Genomic DNA, 20,394 nt, shown 5'->3' on the forward strand with positions numbered 1-20,394 from the left:
GCACCCACTCTCCCGCCGGGTCACCTGATGTCCAAGATTATCGATACCTTTATTGCCCCGCCGTGCCTTGAAAAGATAGAGATTCTCTATCAGGACGAGAGTCTGGTGCTGATCAACAAACCCACTGGGTTGCTCAGCCTCTCGGGGAAGAATCCGCAAAATCTCGATTCGGTGCATCATCGGCTGGTACAACTGTTCCCCGGTTGCACCCTGGTCCACCGCCTGGATTTCGGGACTTCCGGGCTGATGGTGGTTGCCCGCAACAAGGCCATCAACGCCGCCCTGTGCCAACAGTTCAGCCAACGTACGGTCACCAAAGTGTACAGCGCACTGCTGTGCGGGCATCTGGCCGACGACGAAGGGGTAATAGACGCAGCGATTGCCAAAGACCCGGCGCTATTCCCACTGATGTCGATTTGCGCCATTCACGGCAAGCCTGCTCGCTCTCACTATCAGGTCATTGAGCGCTTTTATCACGAATTGGAAGACCGGACGTTATTGCCGGTGACGCGGGTGCAGCTAATCCCGGAGACCGGCCGCACCCATCAATTGCGCATCCACTGTCAGCAATTGGGCCACCCTATTTTGGGCTGTGACCTGTATGGCGGCCGCCTGCTGCCCGGTACCGAACGGACACCGCGGCTGATGCTGCACGCCAGTGAACTGCATTTTGTTCACCCTGTCAGCGCAGAGAAGATCGAAGCCCACCATGCTTGCCCGTTCTGAGAACAGAGTATTTAAGCCGTTTTGTCTGAAACAGAACGGCTAATCTCAGCGCATCCCCCGCAAGCCCCAGGCTCTGGTGTATACTCGGGCTTCAATACCATGCCAGCCACAGCGGCTTGGGTTCAGGCCCGTTTCAGCAGGAACCTGACGCCTACACAGCCCTCCAGCCAGCTCCACACCAGCCTAATTACAGTGGAACCCCCATGAGCTCAAACACCGCTCGCATCAGCGAAATCATCGATAATGCGAAAATATCGCCCTATCAGATCCTGATCCTTACCCTGTGTTTTCTGATTGTCCTGCTGGACGGTTTTGATACCGCAATCATCGGTTACATCGCTCCGGCCTTACGCGAAGAGTGGCAACTGCAACCTGCTCAGTTATCGCCAGCCTTCGGTGCGGGATTGTTCGGCCTGTTGCTCGGCAGCCTGATTTTCGGCCCCGTCGCCGATGCCATCGGCCGCAAACGCGTACTGCTCGTCTCGATACTGATCTTTGGCGGGGGCACCCTGGCTTCGGCCTACACCAGCTCAATCGAGTCGTTGACCCTGCTGCGGTTAATTACCGGCATCGGTTTGGGCGGCGCGATGCCCACCTGCATCACTCTAAGCTCGGAGTATTCGCCGGCACGGCGGCGCATGATCATGGTCACCCTCAGTTGGAGCGGTTTCACCGCCGGTCTGGCCCTGGGCGGCATACTGGCCGGGCAGATTATCCCCGCCTTCGGCTGGCGTGGCCTGCTGATGCTTGGCGGCATTGCGCCCTTGTTGCTGCTGCCGTTGCTGGCCTGGCAGATGCCCGAGTCAGCGCGCTTTATGACATCCAGCCCGAGGCATACCGATAGCCTGCGTCAGGTCATCGAGCGTATCACCGGCAAAAATTGGACGGGGGTGACGATTATCGATGACGAACGCCCAGTACAGGCCAGATCGCCGATATCGCACCTGTTTATCGAAGGCCGCGCAGTGCGCACCCTGCTGTTGTGGGTGGCCTTTTTCTGCTCGTTGTTTGTGTTCTATCTGCTCACCAGTTGGCTGCCGAGCATCCTCAGGGACGCCGGGTACGATATCGTTCACGCCTCACGCATCGGGGCGATGGTGCCACTGGGTGGAACCCTCGGCGCTATCCTCATGGCGCTGCTGATGGACCGCGTCGGGCCGTATCGGGTTCTGGCCCTGTCGTACCTGGGTGCCGCGCTGGTAATTGGTGCTACCGGTTACCTGATGGGGGACGTCTACACACTGGCGGCCACCGTATTCCTCATCGGTTTCGGTGTGGCCGGTGCGCAGAACGGCCTGAATCTGGTCTCTGCCACCCTCTACCCCACCGCAGCCCGCGTCACTGGGGTTAGCTGGGCGATGGCAAATGGTCGCTTCGGCTCCATCGTCGGTTCGATGCTCGGGGCATGGATGATCGTCGCGGCGGGTACGTCGGAGATGTTCTTCATCTGGCTGGCGCTGCCGGTGTTGGTGGGGTCTGCCGCCATCTTCCTGCTCTACCGGCTCAGTTTAAACCGTCGGACACCTACGGCTGACTCTGCATTGCCAAACTGATTAAACGAAAAAGCCGAGACCCATCTCAGTGATGTCGTCTCGGCCGGCAATCAAAAAGGGGCCAAGGCCCCTTCTCTCCTATTCCGCTTTCGCGGTAGCGGCTTCTTCAGTGCGATACAGATGCACGTCCATCTGTGGGAACGGAATGCCGATATTGTTGGCATCCAGCGCGCGCTTGAAGTTTTCCATCAGATCGAAGTACACGTTCCAGTATTCCGCGTTGGTGGTCCAGGAACGGGTCACGAAGTTCAGCGAAGATGGCGCCATCTCGTTCAAACGCACGGTCACGCCTTTGGCGTGCATGATGCGCTTGTCGGCGGCGATCACATCACCCAGCACTTTTTTCACCACATCGATATCGGCGTTATAAGCCACGCCAACCACGATATCCACGCGACGGTTTGGCTCGCGAGAATAGTTGATGATATTGCCGGCGATGATTTTGCCGTTCGGCACCACGATAGTTTTGTTGTCTGCGGTACGCAGCGTGGTGGAGAAAATCTGCACCTGGTCGACGGTACCGGCCACGCCGCCCAGATCGACATATTCACCGGCGCGCAGTGGACGGAAAGCCACTAACAGCACCCCGGCAGCGAAGTTGGACAGAGAACCCTGCAGCGCCAGACCTACGGCCAAACCTGCGGCACCCAACACGGCGATCACCGAGGTGGTCTGTACGCCAACGCGCCCCAGTACTGCGATAAAGGTGAAGGCCAGAATGCCGTAACGCGCCATGGCAGACAGGAAGTCGGCAACCGTGGCATCAATGCCGCGCAGCTTCATCACCCGATTTAACGCATTGCTGACTACGCGGGCAATGATCGAACCGATAATGAAAATAACGATCGCCGCGACGATGTTCACCGCGTACTGGATCAATAAATCCTGGTTCTTTACCAGCCAGTTACCGGCACCGTTAATGCCGTCTACTACATTCAGATCTTTCATTCGTGTCGTCCTAACTTGTCCCTAAGGGGATAAACTCGCAAAAAAACACTGACATCAACCGTCAGTCGGAAACCACTGCCTTAGGTTAACCAACATTTCCACCGCATGCCAACCGTAAGCGTCAAAAATAGCCGAAACAGCGGCCTCGCTTCTTCTATGCTGAACACAGGGCTATCGCCTTTATAACGATAAGGAACTTCACTGGTTATGCACATCCCATCGTCGATCAAACACTACTGGCAGGTTCGCCCCAGGCTGCTACTGTCCGTCGGTGCGGGCATCTTGTGCTACCTGCTGCTGCCGGCCACGCTTTCTGAATTGCAGCGACTGATGCTCGGCTGGAACGTTTTGGCCTGGTGCTATCTGCTGTTTCTCTGGCGACTCATGTTGGTCAGCACCCCCAAGCACATCCGCCAACTGGCTCGCGCCCAAGACGAAAGCGCCAGTATGGTGCTGGCGCTGGTCAGCATCGGTTGTCTGGTGAGCATTTTGTCCATCCTGTTTGAGCTGAGTACCGCCAAACAGGTCAGCGATTCGCTGAAAACGCTGCATCTGTCACTGACCGGCGCTACGCTGGTGGTGTCCTGGCTGCTGCTGCCCACGGCATTTACCATGCACTATGCCCATCAGTTTTATCGTCAGGGTGCGCAGCAAGATCCGCTGCCATTGCTGTTTCCCGGTGATCTCAAAGAGCCGACCTACTGGGACTTCGCCTATTTCTCATTCACCATCGCGGTAGCGTCGCAAACTGCCGACGTGGCGATCGGCGCGGCCGAAGTGCGCAAAGTCGCCCTGCTGCAATCGGTCATTTCCTTTGTGTTCAATCTGGTGATCCTGGGCCTGTCGATTAACGTCGGCGCCAGTCTGCTGGGCTAGCAACAAAAAAGGCTCCCCGAAGGGAGCCTTAGATTATTGACAAAGGAGGATAAAAGCGTGGTTTTTCCTCCTTTGTGTTATCAGCCGAAAATCAATAAATTGATTTTCCTGATTTATTTTCAAAATCTTTAGCGCCTGCCGCCAAACATTATATGTTTGTCAGCAGTCTCAGGCTCCCCGAAGGGAGCCTTTCAATATGGCTAACAGCTAACCGAGATTACAGAACGTCTACTGCGTTCAGATCTTTGAAAGCCTGTTCCAGACGAGTAATCATCGAAGTCTGGGCTGAACGCAGCCATACGCGTGGGTCGTAGTATTTCTTGTTCGGCTTGTCAGCACCTTCTGGGTTACCCAGTTGGCCTTGCAGATAGCCTTCGTTCTTTTTGTAGTACTGCAGGATGCCGTCCCAGGTTGCCCATTGGGTGTCGGTATCGATGTTCATTTTGATCACGCCGTAACCTACGGACTCTTTGATCTCTGCGTCGGTCGAACCGGAACCGCCGTGGAACACGAAGTTCAGGCTGTTGTGCGGCAGGTTATGTTTCTTGGAAACATAGTCCTGAGAATCACGCAGGATGGTCGGGGTCAGTTTCACGTTGCCTGGCTTGTAAACGCCGTGCACGTTACCGAAGGATGCCGCGATGGTGAAGCGTGGGCTGATCGCATTCAGTTTTTCGTATGCGTAATCAACGTCTTCTGGCTGGGTGTACAGAGAAGATGCGTCCATATGGCTGTTGTCCACGCCATCTTCTTCGCCGCCGGTGCAGCCCAGTTCGATTTCCAGGGTCATACCGATTTTCGCCATGCGAGTGAGGTATTTGCTGCAAATTTCGATGTTTTCTTCCAGGGACTCTTCAGACAGGTCGATCATGTGAGAAGAGAACAGTGGCTTACCGGTAGCCGCGAAGTGTTTTTCGCCGGCGTCCAGCAGGCCGTCCAGCCATGGCAGCAGTTTCTTGGCACAGTGGTCGGTGTGCAGAATAACCGGCACGCCGTAATGTTCAGCCATCTGGTGAACATGATGTGCACCGGAAATAGCGCCCAGAATTGCTGCACCCTGAGGAACGTCAGTTTTCACGCCTTTACCGGCGATGAACGCGGCACCGCCGTTAGAGAACTGTACGATAACCGGAGCACGCACCTTCGCCGCTGTTTCCAGCACGGCGTTGATGGAGTCGGTACCCACGCAGTTCACTGCAGGCAGAGCAAAGTTGTTCTCTTTAGCTACTGCGAATACTTTCTGAACGTCATCACCAGTGATGACACCCGGTTTTACGAAATCAAAAATTTTAGACATGTTACTTTGTCCTGTTTCGTCGGCCGTAGATGGATGTAAATCGATTTTTTCATGCCGCGCCGCCCAGGCCGCGCGGTATAAAATAAACGGGCGACTTTCGCCTCCCGCTGTCTGAATTACTGCTTAGCGCGCTCTTCCAGCATCACTACCGCCGGCAACTCTTTGCCTTCCACAAACTCCAGGAAAGCACCGCCGCCGGTAGAGATATAAGAGATTTTATCTTCAATACCGAACAGATCGATAGCCGCCAGGGTGTCGCCGCCGCCTGCAATAGAGAAGGCTTCGCTGTCTGCGATAGCGCGTGCGACAATTTCAGTGCCCCGACGGAAGTTAGGGAACTCGAATACGCCAACCGGGCCATTCCACAGAATGGTTTTGGCTTCTTTCAGCAACTTGGCCATAGCCAGCGCGGTTTCGTCACCGAAGTCCATGATCTCTTCATCATCTTTGACTTCACTGACTTTTTTCAAGGTGGCAGGGGCAGTTTCAGAGAATTCCGTGCCTACGCGAGAATCGGTAGGTACCGGAATTTTAAACTCGTCACGCAGTTTTCTCGCTGCATCGACGAAGTCAGGTTCGTACAGGGATTTACCGACGTTGTTATCGATAGCCACGAAGGTGTTGGCGATACCGCCGCCCACGATCACCGTATCGGCGATTTTCACCAGGGAGTTCAGCACATCAAATTTGGTAGAAACCTTAGAACCCCCCACCACGGCAACCATCGGACGAGCCGGGCTTTTCAGTGCTTTGCCCAGGGCTTCCAGTTCTGCTGACAGCAGCGGGCCGGCACAGGCAACAGGCGCGAACTTGCCCACGCCGTGGGTGGAAGCCTGCGCACGGTGTGCGGTGCCGAAGGCATCCATCACATACACGTCACACAGTGCCGCGTACTTTTTGGACAGGGTTTCGTCGTCTTTTTTCTCGCCCTTGTTGAAACGGACGTTTTCCAGCACCACCAGTTCACCTTCTGCAACCTCAACACCATCCAGGTAGTCTTTAGCCAGACGTACCGGGTTTTTCAGGTGTTTTTTCAGATAGTTGACAACAGGCAGCAGGGAGAATTCTTCGTTGTACTCGCCTTCGGTAGGACGACCCAGGTGGGACGTTACCATCACGCGGGCGCCTTGTTTCAGCGCAGCTTCAATAGTCGGCAGGGAGGCACGGATACGTGCATCGGAAGTCACTTTACCGTCTTTCACTGGAACGTTCAGATCGGAGCGGATCAGAACGCGTTTACCGGCCAGATCCAGATCGGACATGTTAATTACAGACATGGTGAACCCTCTTGGTTGATTCTCTATAAACTATAAAGTTGCCTGGGCGGCGCATCGGTCATGCCAATGCCACCGTACTAGAAACCGCTAGCGGCCATTGCCCGTGTTGTATCCAACATCCGATTGGCAAAGCCCCATTCATTATCACACCAGACCAAGGTCTTGATCAGGTGCTGACCACTGACCCGAGTCTGCGTACCGTCGACGATAGCGCTGTGCGGGTCATGGTTAAAATCGATCGAGACTAATGGTAGTTCCGTATAGTCAACTATACCACGAAAAGATCCCCGTGCGGCCATTTGCAACAGCTGGTTGACCTCTGCCACTTTCACCGCTGAACTGACGCTGACGCTGAGATCGATGGCCGTCACGTTGATGGTCGGCACGCGTACGGAAATCGCTTCGAAACGATCGCAAAACTGCGGGAAAACGCGGGTGATACCGGCGGCCAGCTTGGTGTCGACCGGAATAATCGACTGGCTCGCCGCGCGGGTGCGCCGCAAATCCTGATGATAGGCATCTATCACCGGCTGATCGTTCATCGAAGAGTGAATGGTGGTCACCGTGCCCGACTCGATGCTGTAGGCATCGTCCAGCAGTTTGATCACCGGAATAATGCAGTTGGTGGTGCATGACGCATTGGACACGATGCGGTGTTCCGCCAGCAGCGTCTGATGGTTGACGCCAAACACGATGGTGGCGTCCAGATCGTTGCCGCCAGGGTGAGCGAACAACACTTTCTTCGCCCCTGCCGCCAGATGGGCCTCGCCATCCGCCCGGCTGCCGTACACGCCGCTGCAGTCCAGCACCACGTCAATCCCCAACTCGCCCCAGGGAAGCTGTTCCACCGTCGGCTGATGCAGCAAACGAATGGCGTCGTCCCCGACGGTCAATATGTCGCATTCCTGGCGAACATCCCAGGCAAAGCGGCCATGGCTGGAGTCGTATTTCAGCAGGTGGGCCATGCCCTCGGCGTTCGCCAATTCGTTGATCGCCACCACGGAAATTTCCGCTCGTCGTCCCGATTCATACAGTGCGCGTAAAACGCTGCGGCCTATGCGGCCAAAGCCGTTTATCGCTATGCGGATTGTCATGCTGCTCCTGAAAAAGGGCCTTCTCTCGCCGGGCATGCTCACCGTGCCTGAGAGGGCGCTGACGGGTTAACTTATCAAACCAACCCGCACAGAGTACTTTAGCGCACCGCCTGCTGTGAATCGCCACGTCGCATTATTCATTGCATCAGACGCGCTTTTATCACCTTCACTCCGGCGTTTCTGTTGAATACTGACTCAACTGAAACGCTTCAGCCGAGCATAAACCAAAGTTTTGCCAAAAGGAACAGATGCGACGGCCCGCCTGACAACTGAACGAGACTTTGCGGGAATAAAATGATCTGGCGCACACTTTTTCATACTCCCACCCTAACGGCGCGCCAGATATTCCGACAGCAACGAGGCTTCGCCATAGTGCTGGCGGAAATAATCGCGCAAAAATTCGACCGTCACCCGCACCTTGGCCGAGGTCGCCAGACGCGAAACATACACAGCCCAAATATCCGCCGGTTGGTAATAGTCCGGCAGGATATGCACCAGCCAGCCGTTTTCAATGCTCTCGCGCACGTCCCAGAAGGAACGCAGCGCCACGCCCTGCCCGTCCAGGCACCATTGATGCACAATTTCACCGTTGTTGGATGACAGCCCACCGGTCACCTTCACCGCCTCTTCCCCTTGCGGCCCCTGCAACCGCCACAGGCCGAAAGGGTGATCGCGCTCCTTGATCGCCAGACAGGCACGGCCGGAAAGCTCACTCAGGTTTTTCGGCGTGCCGCAGCGCTGCAGGTACTCCGGGGAGGCGCACAAAATGCGTTGGTTCTGCGCCAGCTTGCGGGCGATCAGATTCGGGGCGATGTCATCACCGATGCGGATATCCAGATCAAACCCTTCGCTGACCAAATCCACCAGCCGATCGGAAACGTCCAGCCTCAGTTCCAGTGCCGGGTATTGCAGCGCCAGCGCCGACAACGCAGGGCCGACAAAACGCCGACCGAAACCGAAGCTGCTGACAATGCGCAGCGTGCCCTGCGGTGCCTGCCGGGCATCGGAAAGCTCATCCATCATCTGATCGACATCGTTCAGAATGCGCTGCGCCCACTCGTAAATACGTTCGCCATCTTCGGTGATCGCCACCCGTCGCGTGGTGCGATGCAGCAACGACACCTCCAGCGCCTTTTCCAGCAATGCAATACGTTTGCTGATGAAAGCCGGTGAAACGCCCAGCTCGTCGGCGGCGGCGGCAAAACCGGCACGGCGCGCCACCAACACAAACACCCGCAGGTCACTCAGAATAGGGAGATTGTTCATGATTCGTGTTTTATGTTTCACCGTTTGCAGTATTGATTAACAGTTAGTCAATTATAGGATGAAAGGGATGTCAATCGCCCCTCTTCACAAGTGAGATCCTATGAGCAAAAGCTACAAAATCGCCGCCATACCGGGAGACGGTATCGGGCAGGAAGTGATGCCGGAAGGCATTCGGGTATTGCAGGCTGCAGCGACGCGCTGGGATTTGTCCCTGCAGTTTGAAACCTTCGAATGGGCCAGCTGCGACTATTACCTGCAGCACGGCAAGATGATGCCGGACGACTGGTTCGAGCAACTGCAAGGCTTCGACGCCGTCTATTTTGGCGCCGTCGGCTGGCCGGACAAGGTGCCGGACCATATCTCGCTGTGGGGCTCATTGCTGAAATTTCGGCGCGATTTCGATCAGTACGTGAACCTGCGGCCAGTGCGACTGTTCCCCGGCGTGCCCTGCCCGCTGGCGAATAAAAAGCCGGGCGACATCGATTTTTACGTAGTGCGTGAAAACACCGAGGGGGAGTATTCCTCGCTCGGCGGCCGGATGTTTGAAGGCACCGAACGTGAGATGGTGATCCAGGAATCGGTATTCACCCGCCACGGCGTTGACCGCATCCTGAAATACGCTTTTGAACTGGCACAACAACGCCCGCGCAAGACGCTGACCGCCGCCACCAAATCCAACGGAATGGCGATCAGCATGCCGTATTGGGATGAGCGCGTGGCCGCCATGGCGCAACAGTATCCGGAGATTCGCTGGGACAAACAGCATATCGATATTCTGTGCGCCCGCTTCGTACTGCAGCCCGAACGTTTCGACGTGGTGGTGGCTTCCAACCTGTTCGGCGACATCCTGTCCGATCTTGGCCCGGCCTGCGCAGGCACCATCGGTATTGCGCCTTCGGCCAACCTCAACCCCGAGCGCAGCTTCCCATCGCTGTTCGAACCGGTGCACGGTTCCGCACCGGATATTTTCGGCAAGAACATCGCCAACCCGATTGCCATGATCTGGGCCGGCGCCATGATGCTGGACTTCCTCGGTGAGGATGAACCGCGCTACCGCCAGGCGCACGACGGTATTCTGGCCGCCATCGAACAGGTTATCGCCAACGGCCCACGCCCCCCGGACATGCATGGCGACGCAAGCACTCAACAGGTCGGCCGGGCGATCACTGCCTTGCTTTAACGTTGAGTTCCCCGCCATTAATGTGACCCGCAGGGCGATTTTCATCACCCTGCTTTGTCACGTCCCCACTTTGCCCTGCTCTGCGCGCTCCTGTTCCAAATTCGCGGTAAACAGCGACAAAAACCACATGGTTTCTCCGGGCAAGATCACAACAAATTATTCACATACTGTGTTTTATCCCTTCACAGATGGCCTAATTGTGGCCCTTGGGTAATTTGTGCACACTCCGGAATGTTAATGAAGGGTAAAAACTCACGGTATCTGCAGTGCCGCGACATCCGCCCTACGTGGTCTAACAAACGGCTTAACGCCAATCAATAAGGCCGGTACGCCGTGCAGGTTGCACGCCCCGGCCAACCACAAATAACAGGAGTTCACTCCCATGCAGAGCACGCCCAAAAAGGATGTCATGCTCATTGGCATCAGCCTGTGCAGCATCACGCTGATCGCCATCTGCCTGATGCTATTCCCGACCCAGTCCGAGCTGGTCGCCACGACCATTTTTAACGCGGTCACCCGTCTGTTTGGCTCCACCATTCAGGTGCTGGTGCTGATGGCCCTGTTGGTGGTGCTTTATCTGGCCTTAAGCAAATACGGCAATATCCGCCTTGGCGAAGGCAAGCCGCAGTACCCCACTCTGGCCTGGGTGTTTATGTTCATTTGCGCCGGGCTGGGTTCATCAACCCTGTACTGGGGCGTGATGGAATGGGCCTATTACTATCAAACGCCAGGGCTGAACATCGCCCCACGCACACCAAAAGCCTTGGAATACAGCATCAGCTACTCGTTCTTCCACTGGGGGCTGAGCGCTTGGGCCACCTATGCGCTGGCCTCGCTGATCATGGCCTATCACTTTCATGTCCGTAAAAATAAGGGCTTGAGCCTGTCCGGCATTATCTCGGCCATCACCGGTGCCCGCGCCGACGGCCCGATAGGCCGAGCGGTAGATCTTATTTTTCTGGTTGCCACCGTGGGCGCCCTGACCATCTCACTGGTGTTGACTGCCTCCACCTTCACCCGCGGGCTAACGGCCTTAACCGGCATTCCGGACACCTTCGCGATACAGGCAACGGTGATCCTGCTGGCCGCGGTCATTTTCTGCCTCAGCTCTTATATCGGTATCGACGGCGGCATGCAGCGACTGAGCAAAATGGTCGGCTGGGGGGCGTTTATCTTCGCCGCACTGGTACTGCTGGTCGGCCCGACCGAATTCACCATCAATAACACCGTTAACGCCATCGGCCTGACGGCGCAGAACTTCCTGCAGATGAGCCTGTTTACCGATCCCATGGGGGACGGCAGCTTTAGCCGCAGTTGGACCGTGTTCTACTGGCTGTGGTGGATTTCCTATACGCCGGGCGTGGCGATGTTTGTGACCCGGGTTTCTCGCGGGCGCAAGATCAAAGAGGTGATTTGGGCCCTGCTGCTCGGCAGCACCCTCGGTTGCTGGTTCTTCTTCGGTTCGCTGGAAAGCTTCGCCATGCATCAGTTCATCAGCGGGCAGTTGAACGTACCGGAGATCCTCAATGCTCAGGGCGGTGAAACGGCGGTGCAAATGCTGCTGATGTCGCTGCCGCTCGGCAAACTGTTCCTGGCGGGCTACCTGTTTATCATGATTATTTTTCTGGCGTCGCATATGGATGCCGTCGCCTACACCATGGCGGCCACCAGCACCCGGAATCTGCAAGAGGGGCAGGATCCCAGCCCGATGCTGCGGCTGTTTTGGTGTGTGGTGATCACACTGATCCCGCTGTCGATTCTGTTCACCGGTGCCTCGCTCGACACCATGAAAACCACCGTCGTCCTGACCGCCTTGCCGTTCCTGTTGGTGCTGCTGGTCAAAACCTACGGGTTCGCCCGCTGGCTGAAACAGGATTACGCCGCGATACCGGCACACCTAATCGAAGTCAGCCGCCCGACGCCGACCACGCCGTCGGAAGCGCCAGCCGTTAGCCCGTTAAACAACACAACCGTCGTCTGAAACACTCCCGTGGAATAAAAAACAATAAGAGGAAGGTTATTATGAGCACTGTGATCCCCGCATTGACTTTACCCAAGGACTTCTGCGCCGATGCCCGCGAGGCGTACACCATTCCGGCGCAGTTTTATACTCACCCGGCCGCATTCGATCATGAAAAAGAACGGGTGTTCGCCAACAGTTGGATCTGCGTGGCGCACGGCAGTGAAGTTGCACAGCCGAATGAATACATCACCCGCGAGATCATCGGCGAAAATATCCTGGTGGTACGCGGTCGCGATAAGGTGTTGCGCGCCTTTTACAACGTTTGCCCACACCGTGGTCACCAATTGCTGTCCGGTGACGGCAAGGCCAAAAACGTCATTACCTGCCCGTACCACGCCTGGGCGTTCAAGCTCGACGGCGAACTGGCCCATGCGCGCAACTGCGAGAACGTGCATAACTTCAATAAAGACATCGCCCATCTGACGCCGGTACGGGTAGAGGAATATGGCGGGTTTATTTTTATCAATATGAACCCGCAGGCCGGCAGTGTAGAAGAGCAACTGCCGGGGCTGGCGGCCAAGGTGCGTGAGGCCTGCCCGGCGGTAGACGACCTGAAGCTGGCGGCGCGCTTTACCACACTCACCCCGGCCAACTGGAAGAACATCGTCGACAACTATCTCGAGTGCTATCACTGTGCGCCGGCGCATCCCGGTTTCGCCGATTCGGTGCAGGTCGATCGTTACTGGCACACCCTGCACGGCAACTGGACGATGCAGTTTGGCTACGCCCGCCCTTCCGAGCAGTCCTTCAAATTCGAAGCAGGCAAAGACGCCAGCTTCCACGGCATCTGGCTGTGGCCGTGCACCATGTTCAACATTCCGCCGCTGGAAGGCATGATGACGGTGATTTATGAGTTCCCGGTCGATGCGGAAACCACCCTGCAAAGCTATGACATTTACTTCACCAACGAGGAACTGACCGCCGAGCAACAGAAGCTGATCGAATGGTATCGCGACGTGTTCCGCCCGGAAGATCTGCGGCTGGTAGAAAGCGTGCAGAAAGGACTGAAGTCACGCGGTTACCGCGGCCAGGGGCGCATTATGGCCGACGGCGCAGGCAGCGGCGTCAGCGAGCACGGCATCGCGCACTTCCACAACCTGCTGGCGCAGGTCTTCCAACCTTAAATCTGTCGGGGCCACCCGGCCCCGTGACTCCATGAGGTCATCCGGTGAATATTTCCGATCAATCACTGTTCCGCCAGCAGGCGTTTATCAACGGCCAATGGTGCGACGCATCCAATCACGAAACTTTGCCGGTCAGCGATCCGGCGACCGGCCTGCTGATTGGCCAGGTGCCGAACATGGCACAATCCGAAACGCAACGCGCCATAGAGTGCGCCCAGCAAGCGCTGTCAGGCTGGCGCAGCCTGCCGGCCCAACAACGGGCACTGCATCTGCGCCGCTGGTTCGAATTGATGCTCGAGCACCAGCAGGATCTGGCATCTCTGATGACGCTGGAACAAGGCAAACCGCTGGCGGAATCCTTGGGCGAGATCCGCTATGCCGCTTCGTTTGTCGAGTGGTTCGCCGAGCAGGCGAAGCGCACCAACGGCGATATCATCCCTTCACCCAGCGCAGACAAACGTCTGTTGGTGATCAAGCAAGGCATCGGTGTGTGCGCTGCCATTACGCCATGGAACTTCCCGGCGGCGATGATCACCCGCAAAGCCGCACCGGCACTGGCGGCCGGCTGCACGCTGATCGTCAAGCCCGCCAATGAAACGCCCTATTCGGCGCTGGCCCTGGCGGAACTGGCCAGCCGCGCGGGCATTCCCGCCGGAGTTTTCAACGTGATTACCGGCAACTCGCAGGTCATCGGTGCCGAGCTGACCGGCAACCCGCAGGTCCGTAAGCTGAGCTTTACCGGTTCGACCCCGGTTGGCCGCCTGTTGATGTGTCAAAGCGCCGACACCATCAAAAAGGTCTCACTGGAACTGGGAGGCAATGCTCCCTTTATCGTGTTCGAGGATGCGGATATCGGCGCCGCCGTCGAAGGAGCCTTGGTCGCCAAATACCGTAACGCGGGGCAAACCTGCGTTTGCGTTAACCGTTTCTATATCCACCGCGACGTTTACCCGCAGTTCACCGAAAAGTTTGTCGCTCGCGTGGCGGCGCTGAAAGTGGGTAACGGCTTTGATCAAGACGTGCAGATAGGCCCGTTAATCAACCGCAAAGCGCGAGACAAGGTCATGGAGCTGCTGGAGGATGCGCAAAGCAAAGGGGCCACCGTACTAACCGGCGGTCATCCGCACCCGCTGGGCGGCAACTTCTTTACGCCAACGGTACTGGGGGAGGTTCAGCCCGGCTCGCTCCTGCTGGCAGAAGAGATTTTCGGCCCGGTTGCCCCGCTGGTGATATTTGACGATGAAGCCGAGGTGCTACAGCGCGCCAATGACACCATCTACGGGCTGGCAGCCTATTTCTACACCCGCGATGCTGCGCGTATCTGGCGGGTTTCCGAACAGTTGGAATACGGCATGGTCGGCATCAATACCGGCCTGATCTCCAACGAGGTGGCACCGTTCGGCGGCATCAAACAGTCCGGGCTGGGCCGTGAAGGCTCCACCTATGGCATCGACGATTATCTGGAACTGAAATATCTGTGCCAGGCGCTATAACCTGTTATGCGCGGGCGCTGCCCGTGCTCTGGAGTGAATAACATGTCCAGTTATCGGATGTTTGATGTCCGCGTGGTCGAAATCGAAACCCTCACCGCGCAGGTAAAGCTTTTTACGCTGGCAGACCCTCAGCAGCGGCCGTTGCCGGCTTTCAGCGGCGGCAGCCATATCATCGTGCAGATGCAACAGGGGGAACAGCGCTACAGTAACGCTTACTCCCTGCTGAGTTCTCCTTTCGACTTGCAGCACTATCAGATCGCCGTACGGCGCGAGTCGCCCTCAAAAGGCGGATCGAATTTTATGCATGACCAGTTACAGGCAGGCGATACGCTGACCATCAGCACGCCGAATAATCTGTTTGCACTGGCACCGACGGCGGAACAACACCTGCTGATAGCCGGTGGCATCGGCATCACTCCCTTTATGGCGCAACTGCATGAGCTGCACCAGCGCGGTCAGCGTTACCGCCTGCACTATTGTTTCCACAGCGAAGAACACAATGCTTTCCAGGCGCAACTGCTGGCGTCGCCTTTTGCCGAGCATGTGCGCTGCCACGTTTCCAGTCAGGGTAGCCGTTTGGATCTGGCACGCCTGCTGGCAGACATCGAGCCCGCAACCCATATTTACGTGTGTGGCCCACCGGCGTTGAACGATGCGGTATCTCAGGCGGCTGCCGCGCTGGGAATTGCGCCGGCGCGCCTGCACCGCGAAGCCTTTGCCGCCGCTGACAGCCAGGGGAAAGCCTTTACCCTGGTGCTGGCTCGCTCAGGCATTGAACTGGAAGTCGCGCCAGAAATGACCATTCTGCAGGCGCTGGAAAACAGCAAGGCGGCGAAAGTGGAATGCCTGTGCCGGGAAGGGATCTGCGGTACCTGCGAAACGCGGATTATCGAAGGCGAAGCCGACCACCGCGATCAGTATCTGAGTGAGGAAGAACGAGAGTCGCAGCAAAGCCTGCTGATATGCTGCTCAAGGGCCAAGGGACAACGGCTGGTACTGGATTTGTAGTTCAACCCACCGCGCCCCGCCCGGGACGCGGTTATTGCCGAAGCTAGGCCTTGGGGAAAATCCACAGGTGTTCTGCCGGCAGGGACAGCCGGCACAGCGTCTGGTCGCGCACTTCGGTGCCATAAGCTCGCACCACGAAATCCTCGGCGACAGTACGGAACAGGTATTCCCAGCGATCGCCCAGATACATACTGGTCAGCAACGGCAGCTCCAGTTGGTTCCCCTGCGGGTCGTCGCCCAAACGCACGCGTTCCACCCGGATCACCGCCGTGGCTTCGTCACCGACGTTTACCCCTGCGCCTGCCATGCCCCACAGCGCCCAGTCTTTCCCTTCGATGCGCGCTTTGCCCTCGCTGATCTCGGTGATTTTGCCGAACAGGCGGTTATTGCTGCCCATAAATTCGGCGGTAAACAGGGTCGAGGGCGAACCGTACATTTCCTGCGGCGTGCCCTGCTGTTCGATTTTTCCGTTGTTGAGCAACAAGATGCGGTCGGAAATGGCCATCGCCTCGTTCTGATCGTGGGTCACCATCAGCGCCGACAGCCCCAGCTTGATGATCAACTCGCGCAGGAACACCCGCGCCTCTTCACGCAGCTTGGCGTCAAGGTTCGACAGCGGCTCATCCAGCAGGATCACCGGCGGGTTGTACACCAACGCCCGACCAATCGCCACGCGTTGCTGCTGACCGCCGGACAACTGATGCGGATGGCGCTTGCCCAAATGCCCCAGCCCCAGTTGATCCAGCACCCCTTGCACCCGCTGGGTAATTTCCGCCGAGGCGACTTTGCGTAACTTCAGCGGGTAGGCGACGTTCTCGAACACGGTTTTATGCGGCCACAGAGCATACGACTGGAACACCAGCCCGAGGTTGCGCTCTTCCGCCGGGATCTCACTGCGCGCCGTGCCGTCGTAAACCTTATTGCTGCCAATGATAATGCAGCCCTGAGTCGGTTTTTCCAACCCGGCGACCGCCCGCAGCAACGTCGTTTTACCGCTGCCCGAAGGCCCCAACAGCGACACCACCTCGCCACGGTTTAACTGCATCGAAACGCCTTTCAGCACCGGGTTGTCGCCATAGGTCAAATGCAGGTTTTCTACCGAAAGTTCAATCATGTAATTTCACTCCAAAGCGCAAGGCGATACCCAGACCCAACACCACCAGCAGGATGTTAATGAAGGAGAGCGCGGCAACGATATCGATGGCGCCCGCCGCCCACAGGGAAACCAGCATCGAACCTATGGTTTCGGTGCCTGGAGACAACAGATAAACCCCGGTGGAATATTCTCGTTCGAAAATCAGGAACATCAGCAACCACGAACCAATCAGGCCGTAGCGCGACAGCGGAATAGTCACGTGGCGGGTGATCTGCCCACGAGAGGCCCCGGCGCTACGTGCCGCCTCTTCCAGTTCAGGGCCGACCTGCAACAGCGTCGAAGAGATCAGCCGCAGGCCGTAGGCCATCCACACCACGGTGTAGGCCAGCCAAACGCTGAAGATGGTGCTGCGCAAGGAACGCAGCCAGACGATCAGGTTTTCCCGCAGCCACTCGGCCACCGGCAACGCCGACAGCCAGCCCTCTTTCAATGATTTATCCAGCCACATCGGCAGGAACAGGAATACCCACAGAAACGCCAGCCCCGCCAGCAACCCCGGCACCGCACGCGGTACCAGCACGCTGTAATCGAGAAAACGGGTCGCACCATCGGGTTTGCGGTGCATGGCAATGCCGATGAACAGATAACAGACCACCGCCAACGCGCCGCCGATCACCCCAATCGCCATCGAGTTGACGATAGCCCGCAACAGATTGGGCTGCTGCCAGATGGTGCGGAAGGTATTGAGCGACAACTCGTCCCAGATCGAAACGCCCACGCCCCAGTTGGAGATAAAAGCACGCAGCACCACGCCCACCAGCGGCACCCCGATGGTCACCGTCAACCAAAACACCACCACCGCACCGGCAACCCAGCGCCATTTGCCCAGCGGCAAGGCCCGCGCCTGCGATGCCTTACCCTTGACGGTGACGAAACGGTTAGCCGTGCGCATCAGACGGCGCTGCAACATCACCAGCGGAATGGTGATGCAAATCAGCACCGCCGCCACCGCCGCCATCAGGTGGTAAGACGGCGTGCCCAACTTGTTGGTCAGTTGATACAGGTAGGTCGCCAGCACCAGGTTGCCTTCCGGATCGCCCAGCACCAGCATCAGGCCGAACACCTCCAGCCCGAGGAAGAACAGCAATACGCCGGCATACAGAATCGAGGGGCGCACCATCGGCAAGCTGACCGCCGTCATCACCTGCAAGGGCGAGGCGCCCGCCGTGCGAGCGGCTTCCTCCACGTCGGAGCCGACGCTGCGCAAGGCCGAAGAAATATAAAGATAAGCGTGCGGCACGTGGGTTAACCCGGCGATGACCACAATGCTGGCCATCGAATAGATATTCCAGGGCACGAAGCCCAGCAGCGATTCCGCCCACAGCGAGAAGAAGCCCACCGGCCCGGCAGCCACCACGTAGCCAAAGCCCAGCACCATCGGCGAGACAAAGATCGGCACCAGGATCAGCGGTTCAATAAACCGCCGACCGGGCAAATCGGTTCTGACCATCAAAAAGGCCAGAATGCCCCCCAGCGGAATGGCGATCACCACCAGTCCAAAAGCCAGAATAAATCCGCTTTTCAGCGCTTTGTAAAAATCCGGATCGGTAAAAATAAACTGGAATGCCTCAAGGCTGAACACCTTGGAGGGGGAGAAAAAGGGAGCGGAGAGGAAACTTTGAATCACGATAAATGACAGTGGCACATAGATAACCAGCGCGGTTATCACCACCACCAAGCCACGCGGCAGGCTCTGCCATTTTCTGCGCCATGCTTTCATAAAAATATCCCGATGGTTGTACGACTACCAAAGGGCGCGCGCCACAATGGCAGACGCGCGTCCGGATCCTGTGTTATTTCGCGGCGGCGGTACGCCATTGCTTGATGTAATCCAGGCGTTTGGTCGGTTGCAGATACTCCAGCAGGCTCTCATCCACCGGAATAGGCTTCAGCGCATTGCCGAGCATTTTGGTCATGCCGTCGATGTCGTTTTTGCCTTCAATGTCATTGCGGATAGAGGGAATATCCGCCTGGTTGGCGAGAATGCTCTGGCCCTTTTCCGACAGGACGTAGTTAAGCCACAGTTTTGCCGCATTGCCGTTGGCGGCTTCTTTGCTAATAAAGGACACGCGCGACAACACCAGGGTGTAATCCTTCGGATAAGAGATGCCCAGAGAAGGGTCAGTTTTGGCGCGGGCTTCGGCGTAGGAACCCAGGATGTTGAAACCAATCAGGTTTTCACCGGATGATACCCTTTCCATCATGGTACCGGTGGACGACTGCACCGCCAGGCCGCCTTTGGCGACGTCAGCCAGCGTAGCGAAATAGTTCGGATCGGCCTTGAAGTCCTGCACCGACAGCATGAAGCCCAGCCCGGATTTTTCAATGTCATAGGTGGTGACTTTCTTTTTGAACTTGTCGGTTTGGCTGGCGATCAGCTTGGCCAGCGCGGCGTGTGAGTCCGGCACATCGCCCTGCGGGATCAGCCGTTTGTTATAGATGAAGACCACTGGTTCGTAGGTGGTGCCGTAGGCTTTCTCTTTCCAGACCGCCCACTTGGGCAGTTGGCCCTGTTCCGGTGACGCATATTCTTGCGCGTAATCGGTCGCCAGCTTCAGCGCGGTATCCATCGACGAGCTCCACACCACGTCGCCGCTGGTGCCGCCCGCCGCCTGTTCGCTGATATAGCGGTTATACAACTCGGTGCTGTTCATGTCGTTGTATTCGACCTTAACGCCCGGATACAGCGCTTCAAACCCCTGAATCAGCGGCCCTGCAGCTTTGGTATCGGTGGTGGAATACACCACCACTTTGCCCTCTTTCTTCGCGCCATCCACAATTTTCTGGTAGTCGGCCGGATAGCCCGCAGGGAATTCAGCGTAAGCAGGTACCGCTCCCAGAACAGCCATCGCTACCACCGACACGCCGATTCTTGTCAACATAATCAACTCCTGGTTACATTTAATAAACTAAAAATTAACATATAGTTAATAAGTGTTCTTAAGCAACGCCGTTGATTTTTTATCTTCGTGTTTTGTGAGGTTGGGCGATTTTTAGGCAATAAAAAAGCCCGGCAATGTGCCGGGCTGATAGGTGTCACCCTCTCCCAAAGGAGAGGGAATGACTATTTCAGCAGTGCCTGCGCCTTGGCCACCACGTTATCCACGGTGAAGCCGAACTCTTTGAACAGCTGCTCCGCCGGGGCTGACTCGCCGAAGCTGGTCATGCCCACGATGGCGCCGTTCAGGCCCACATACTTGTACCAGTAGTCCGCGATACCCGCTTCCACCGCCACGCGGGCAGTCACGGCCGCCGGCAGCACGGATTCACGGTAGGCCGCATCCTGCTTGTCGAAGGCGTCAGTAGACGGCATGGAAACCACGCGCACCTTACGGCCCGCCGCGGTCAGTTGGTCTGCCGCTTCCACGGTGAT

The 20,394-nt window shown here is 57.1% G+C and carries 17 protein-coding genes; 8 read left to right on the forward strand and 9 right to left on the reverse strand.

Annotated features, from left to right (window positions below):
- Window positions 1-27: 27 nt before the first annotated feature.
- On the forward strand, window positions 28-726 hold the full coding sequence (locus ACGS9J_RS20860; protein ID WP_442232670.1) for an RluA family pseudouridine synthase: 699 nt from the start codon (window positions 28-30) through the stop codon (window positions 724-726).
- A 203-nt stretch (window positions 727-929) separates the two neighbouring features.
- Window positions 930-2,279, forward strand: coding sequence for an MFS transporter (locus ACGS9J_RS20865; protein WP_442232671.1), 1,350 nt, complete (start codon window positions 930-932; stop codon window positions 2,277-2,279).
- Window positions 2,280-2,357: 78 nt separating this feature from the next.
- Here ACGS9J_RS20865 and mscS read toward each other — a convergent pair whose 3' ends face one another.
- On the reverse strand, window positions 2,358-3,227 hold the full coding sequence (gene mscS / locus ACGS9J_RS20870; protein WP_182823271.1) for a small-conductance mechanosensitive channel MscS: 870 nt from the start codon (window positions 3,225-3,227) through the stop codon (window positions 2,358-2,360).
- Between the two features lie 207 nt (window positions 3,228-3,434).
- On the opposite strand from mscS, the gene ACGS9J_RS20875 reads away from it, so the two are divergent.
- Window positions 3,435-4,103: a DUF1345 domain-containing protein gene (locus ACGS9J_RS20875; RefSeq protein ID WP_442232672.1), complete on the forward strand. Its 669-nt coding sequence runs from the start codon at window positions 3,435-3,437 to the stop codon at window positions 4,101-4,103.
- A gap of 217 nt (window positions 4,104-4,320) precedes the next feature.
- Here ACGS9J_RS20875 and fbaA read toward each other — a convergent pair whose 3' ends face one another.
- The 4 genes from fbaA to ACGS9J_RS20895 form a co-directional block, all read right to left on the reverse strand.
- Window positions 4,321-5,400 carry a class II fructose-bisphosphate aldolase gene (fbaA, locus tag ACGS9J_RS20880; RefSeq protein ID WP_442232673.1) on the reverse strand — a complete coding sequence of 360 codons (1,080 nt, stop codon included), beginning with the start codon at window positions 5,398-5,400 and terminating at the stop codon, window positions 4,321-4,323.
- Between the two features lie 116 nt (window positions 5,401-5,516).
- On the reverse strand, window positions 5,517-6,677 hold the full coding sequence (gene pgk, locus ACGS9J_RS20885; protein ID WP_442232674.1) for a phosphoglycerate kinase: 1,161 nt from the start codon (window positions 6,675-6,677) through the stop codon (window positions 5,517-5,519).
- A gap of 77 nt (window positions 6,678-6,754) precedes the next feature.
- Window positions 6,755-7,771 carry an erythrose-4-phosphate dehydrogenase gene (epd, locus tag ACGS9J_RS20890; RefSeq protein ID WP_442232675.1) on the reverse strand — a complete coding sequence of 339 codons (1,017 nt, stop codon included), beginning with the start codon at window positions 7,769-7,771 and terminating at the stop codon, window positions 6,755-6,757.
- Window positions 7,772-8,098: 327 nt separating this feature from the next.
- Window positions 8,099-9,058 carry a LysR substrate-binding domain-containing protein gene (locus ACGS9J_RS20895; RefSeq protein ID WP_442232676.1) on the reverse strand — a complete coding sequence of 320 codons (960 nt, stop codon included), beginning with the start codon at window positions 9,056-9,058 and terminating at the stop codon, window positions 8,099-8,101.
- A gap of 79 nt (window positions 9,059-9,137) precedes the next feature.
- On the opposite strand from ACGS9J_RS20895, the gene ACGS9J_RS20900 reads away from it, so the two are divergent.
- The 5 genes from ACGS9J_RS20900 to ACGS9J_RS20920 all read left to right on the forward strand — a co-directional run bounded on the left by ACGS9J_RS20900 (window position 9,138) and on the right by ACGS9J_RS20920 (window position 15,865).
- Entirely contained in the window at window positions 9,138-10,217 is a 1,080-nt protein-coding gene (locus ACGS9J_RS20900) for a tartrate dehydrogenase (RefSeq protein WP_442232677.1), read from the forward strand.
- A gap of 382 nt (window positions 10,218-10,599) precedes the next feature.
- Window positions 10,600-12,198 carry a BCCT family transporter gene (locus ACGS9J_RS20905; RefSeq protein WP_442232678.1) on the forward strand — a complete coding sequence of 533 codons (1,599 nt, stop codon included), beginning with the start codon at window positions 10,600-10,602 and terminating at the stop codon, window positions 12,196-12,198.
- A gap of 41 nt (window positions 12,199-12,239) precedes the next feature.
- Window positions 12,240-13,364 (forward strand): aromatic ring-hydroxylating oxygenase subunit alpha, encoded by a 1,125-nt coding sequence (locus ACGS9J_RS20910; protein ID WP_442232679.1) that lies wholly within the window; start codon window positions 12,240-12,242, stop codon window positions 13,362-13,364.
- A gap of 44 nt (window positions 13,365-13,408) precedes the next feature.
- A complete protein-coding gene (locus ACGS9J_RS20915; RefSeq protein ID WP_442232680.1) occupies window positions 13,409-14,857 on the forward strand; it encodes an NAD-dependent succinate-semialdehyde dehydrogenase in 1,449 nt (482 codons plus the stop codon).
- A 42-nt stretch (window positions 14,858-14,899) separates the two neighbouring features.
- Complete coding sequence (locus tag ACGS9J_RS20920; protein ID WP_442232681.1) at window positions 14,900-15,865, forward strand: PDR/VanB family oxidoreductase; 966 nt, start codon at window positions 14,900-14,902, stop codon at window positions 15,863-15,865.
- 43 nt (window positions 15,866-15,908) lie between these two features.
- On the opposite strand, the gene ACGS9J_RS20925 is transcribed toward ACGS9J_RS20920, so the two are convergent.
- From ACGS9J_RS20925 to ACGS9J_RS20940, 4 genes are all read right to left on the reverse strand, one after another.
- Window positions 15,909-16,979 (reverse strand): ABC transporter ATP-binding protein, encoded by a 1,071-nt coding sequence (locus ACGS9J_RS20925; RefSeq protein WP_442232682.1) that lies wholly within the window; start codon window positions 16,977-16,979, stop codon window positions 15,909-15,911.
- The gene (locus tag ACGS9J_RS20930) at window positions 16,972-18,741 is read right to left on the reverse strand and encodes an ABC transporter permease (protein WP_442232683.1); all 1,770 of its coding nucleotides are present in this window, start codon (window positions 18,739-18,741) and stop codon (window positions 16,972-16,974) included. Before ACGS9J_RS20930 ends, ACGS9J_RS20925 begins: the two co-directional genes overlap by 8 nt.
- A 73-nt stretch (window positions 18,742-18,814) precedes the next feature.
- On the reverse strand, window positions 18,815-19,870 hold the full coding sequence (locus ACGS9J_RS20935; RefSeq protein ID WP_442232690.1) for an ABC transporter substrate-binding protein: 1,056 nt from the start codon (window positions 19,868-19,870) through the stop codon (window positions 18,815-18,817).
- A 215-nt stretch (window positions 19,871-20,085) separates the two neighbouring features.
- Window positions 20,086-20,394, reverse strand: a 309-nt coding sequence (locus ACGS9J_RS20940; RefSeq protein WP_442232684.1) for a transketolase-like TK C-terminal-containing protein, incomplete at its 5' end; no start/stop codon positions are given.

Origin of the sequence: Serratia quinivorans (genome assembly GCF_052113645.1) — a bacterium.
Taxonomy (GTDB): Bacteria; Pseudomonadota; Gammaproteobacteria; order Enterobacterales; family Enterobacteriaceae; genus Serratia; species Serratia quinivorans_B.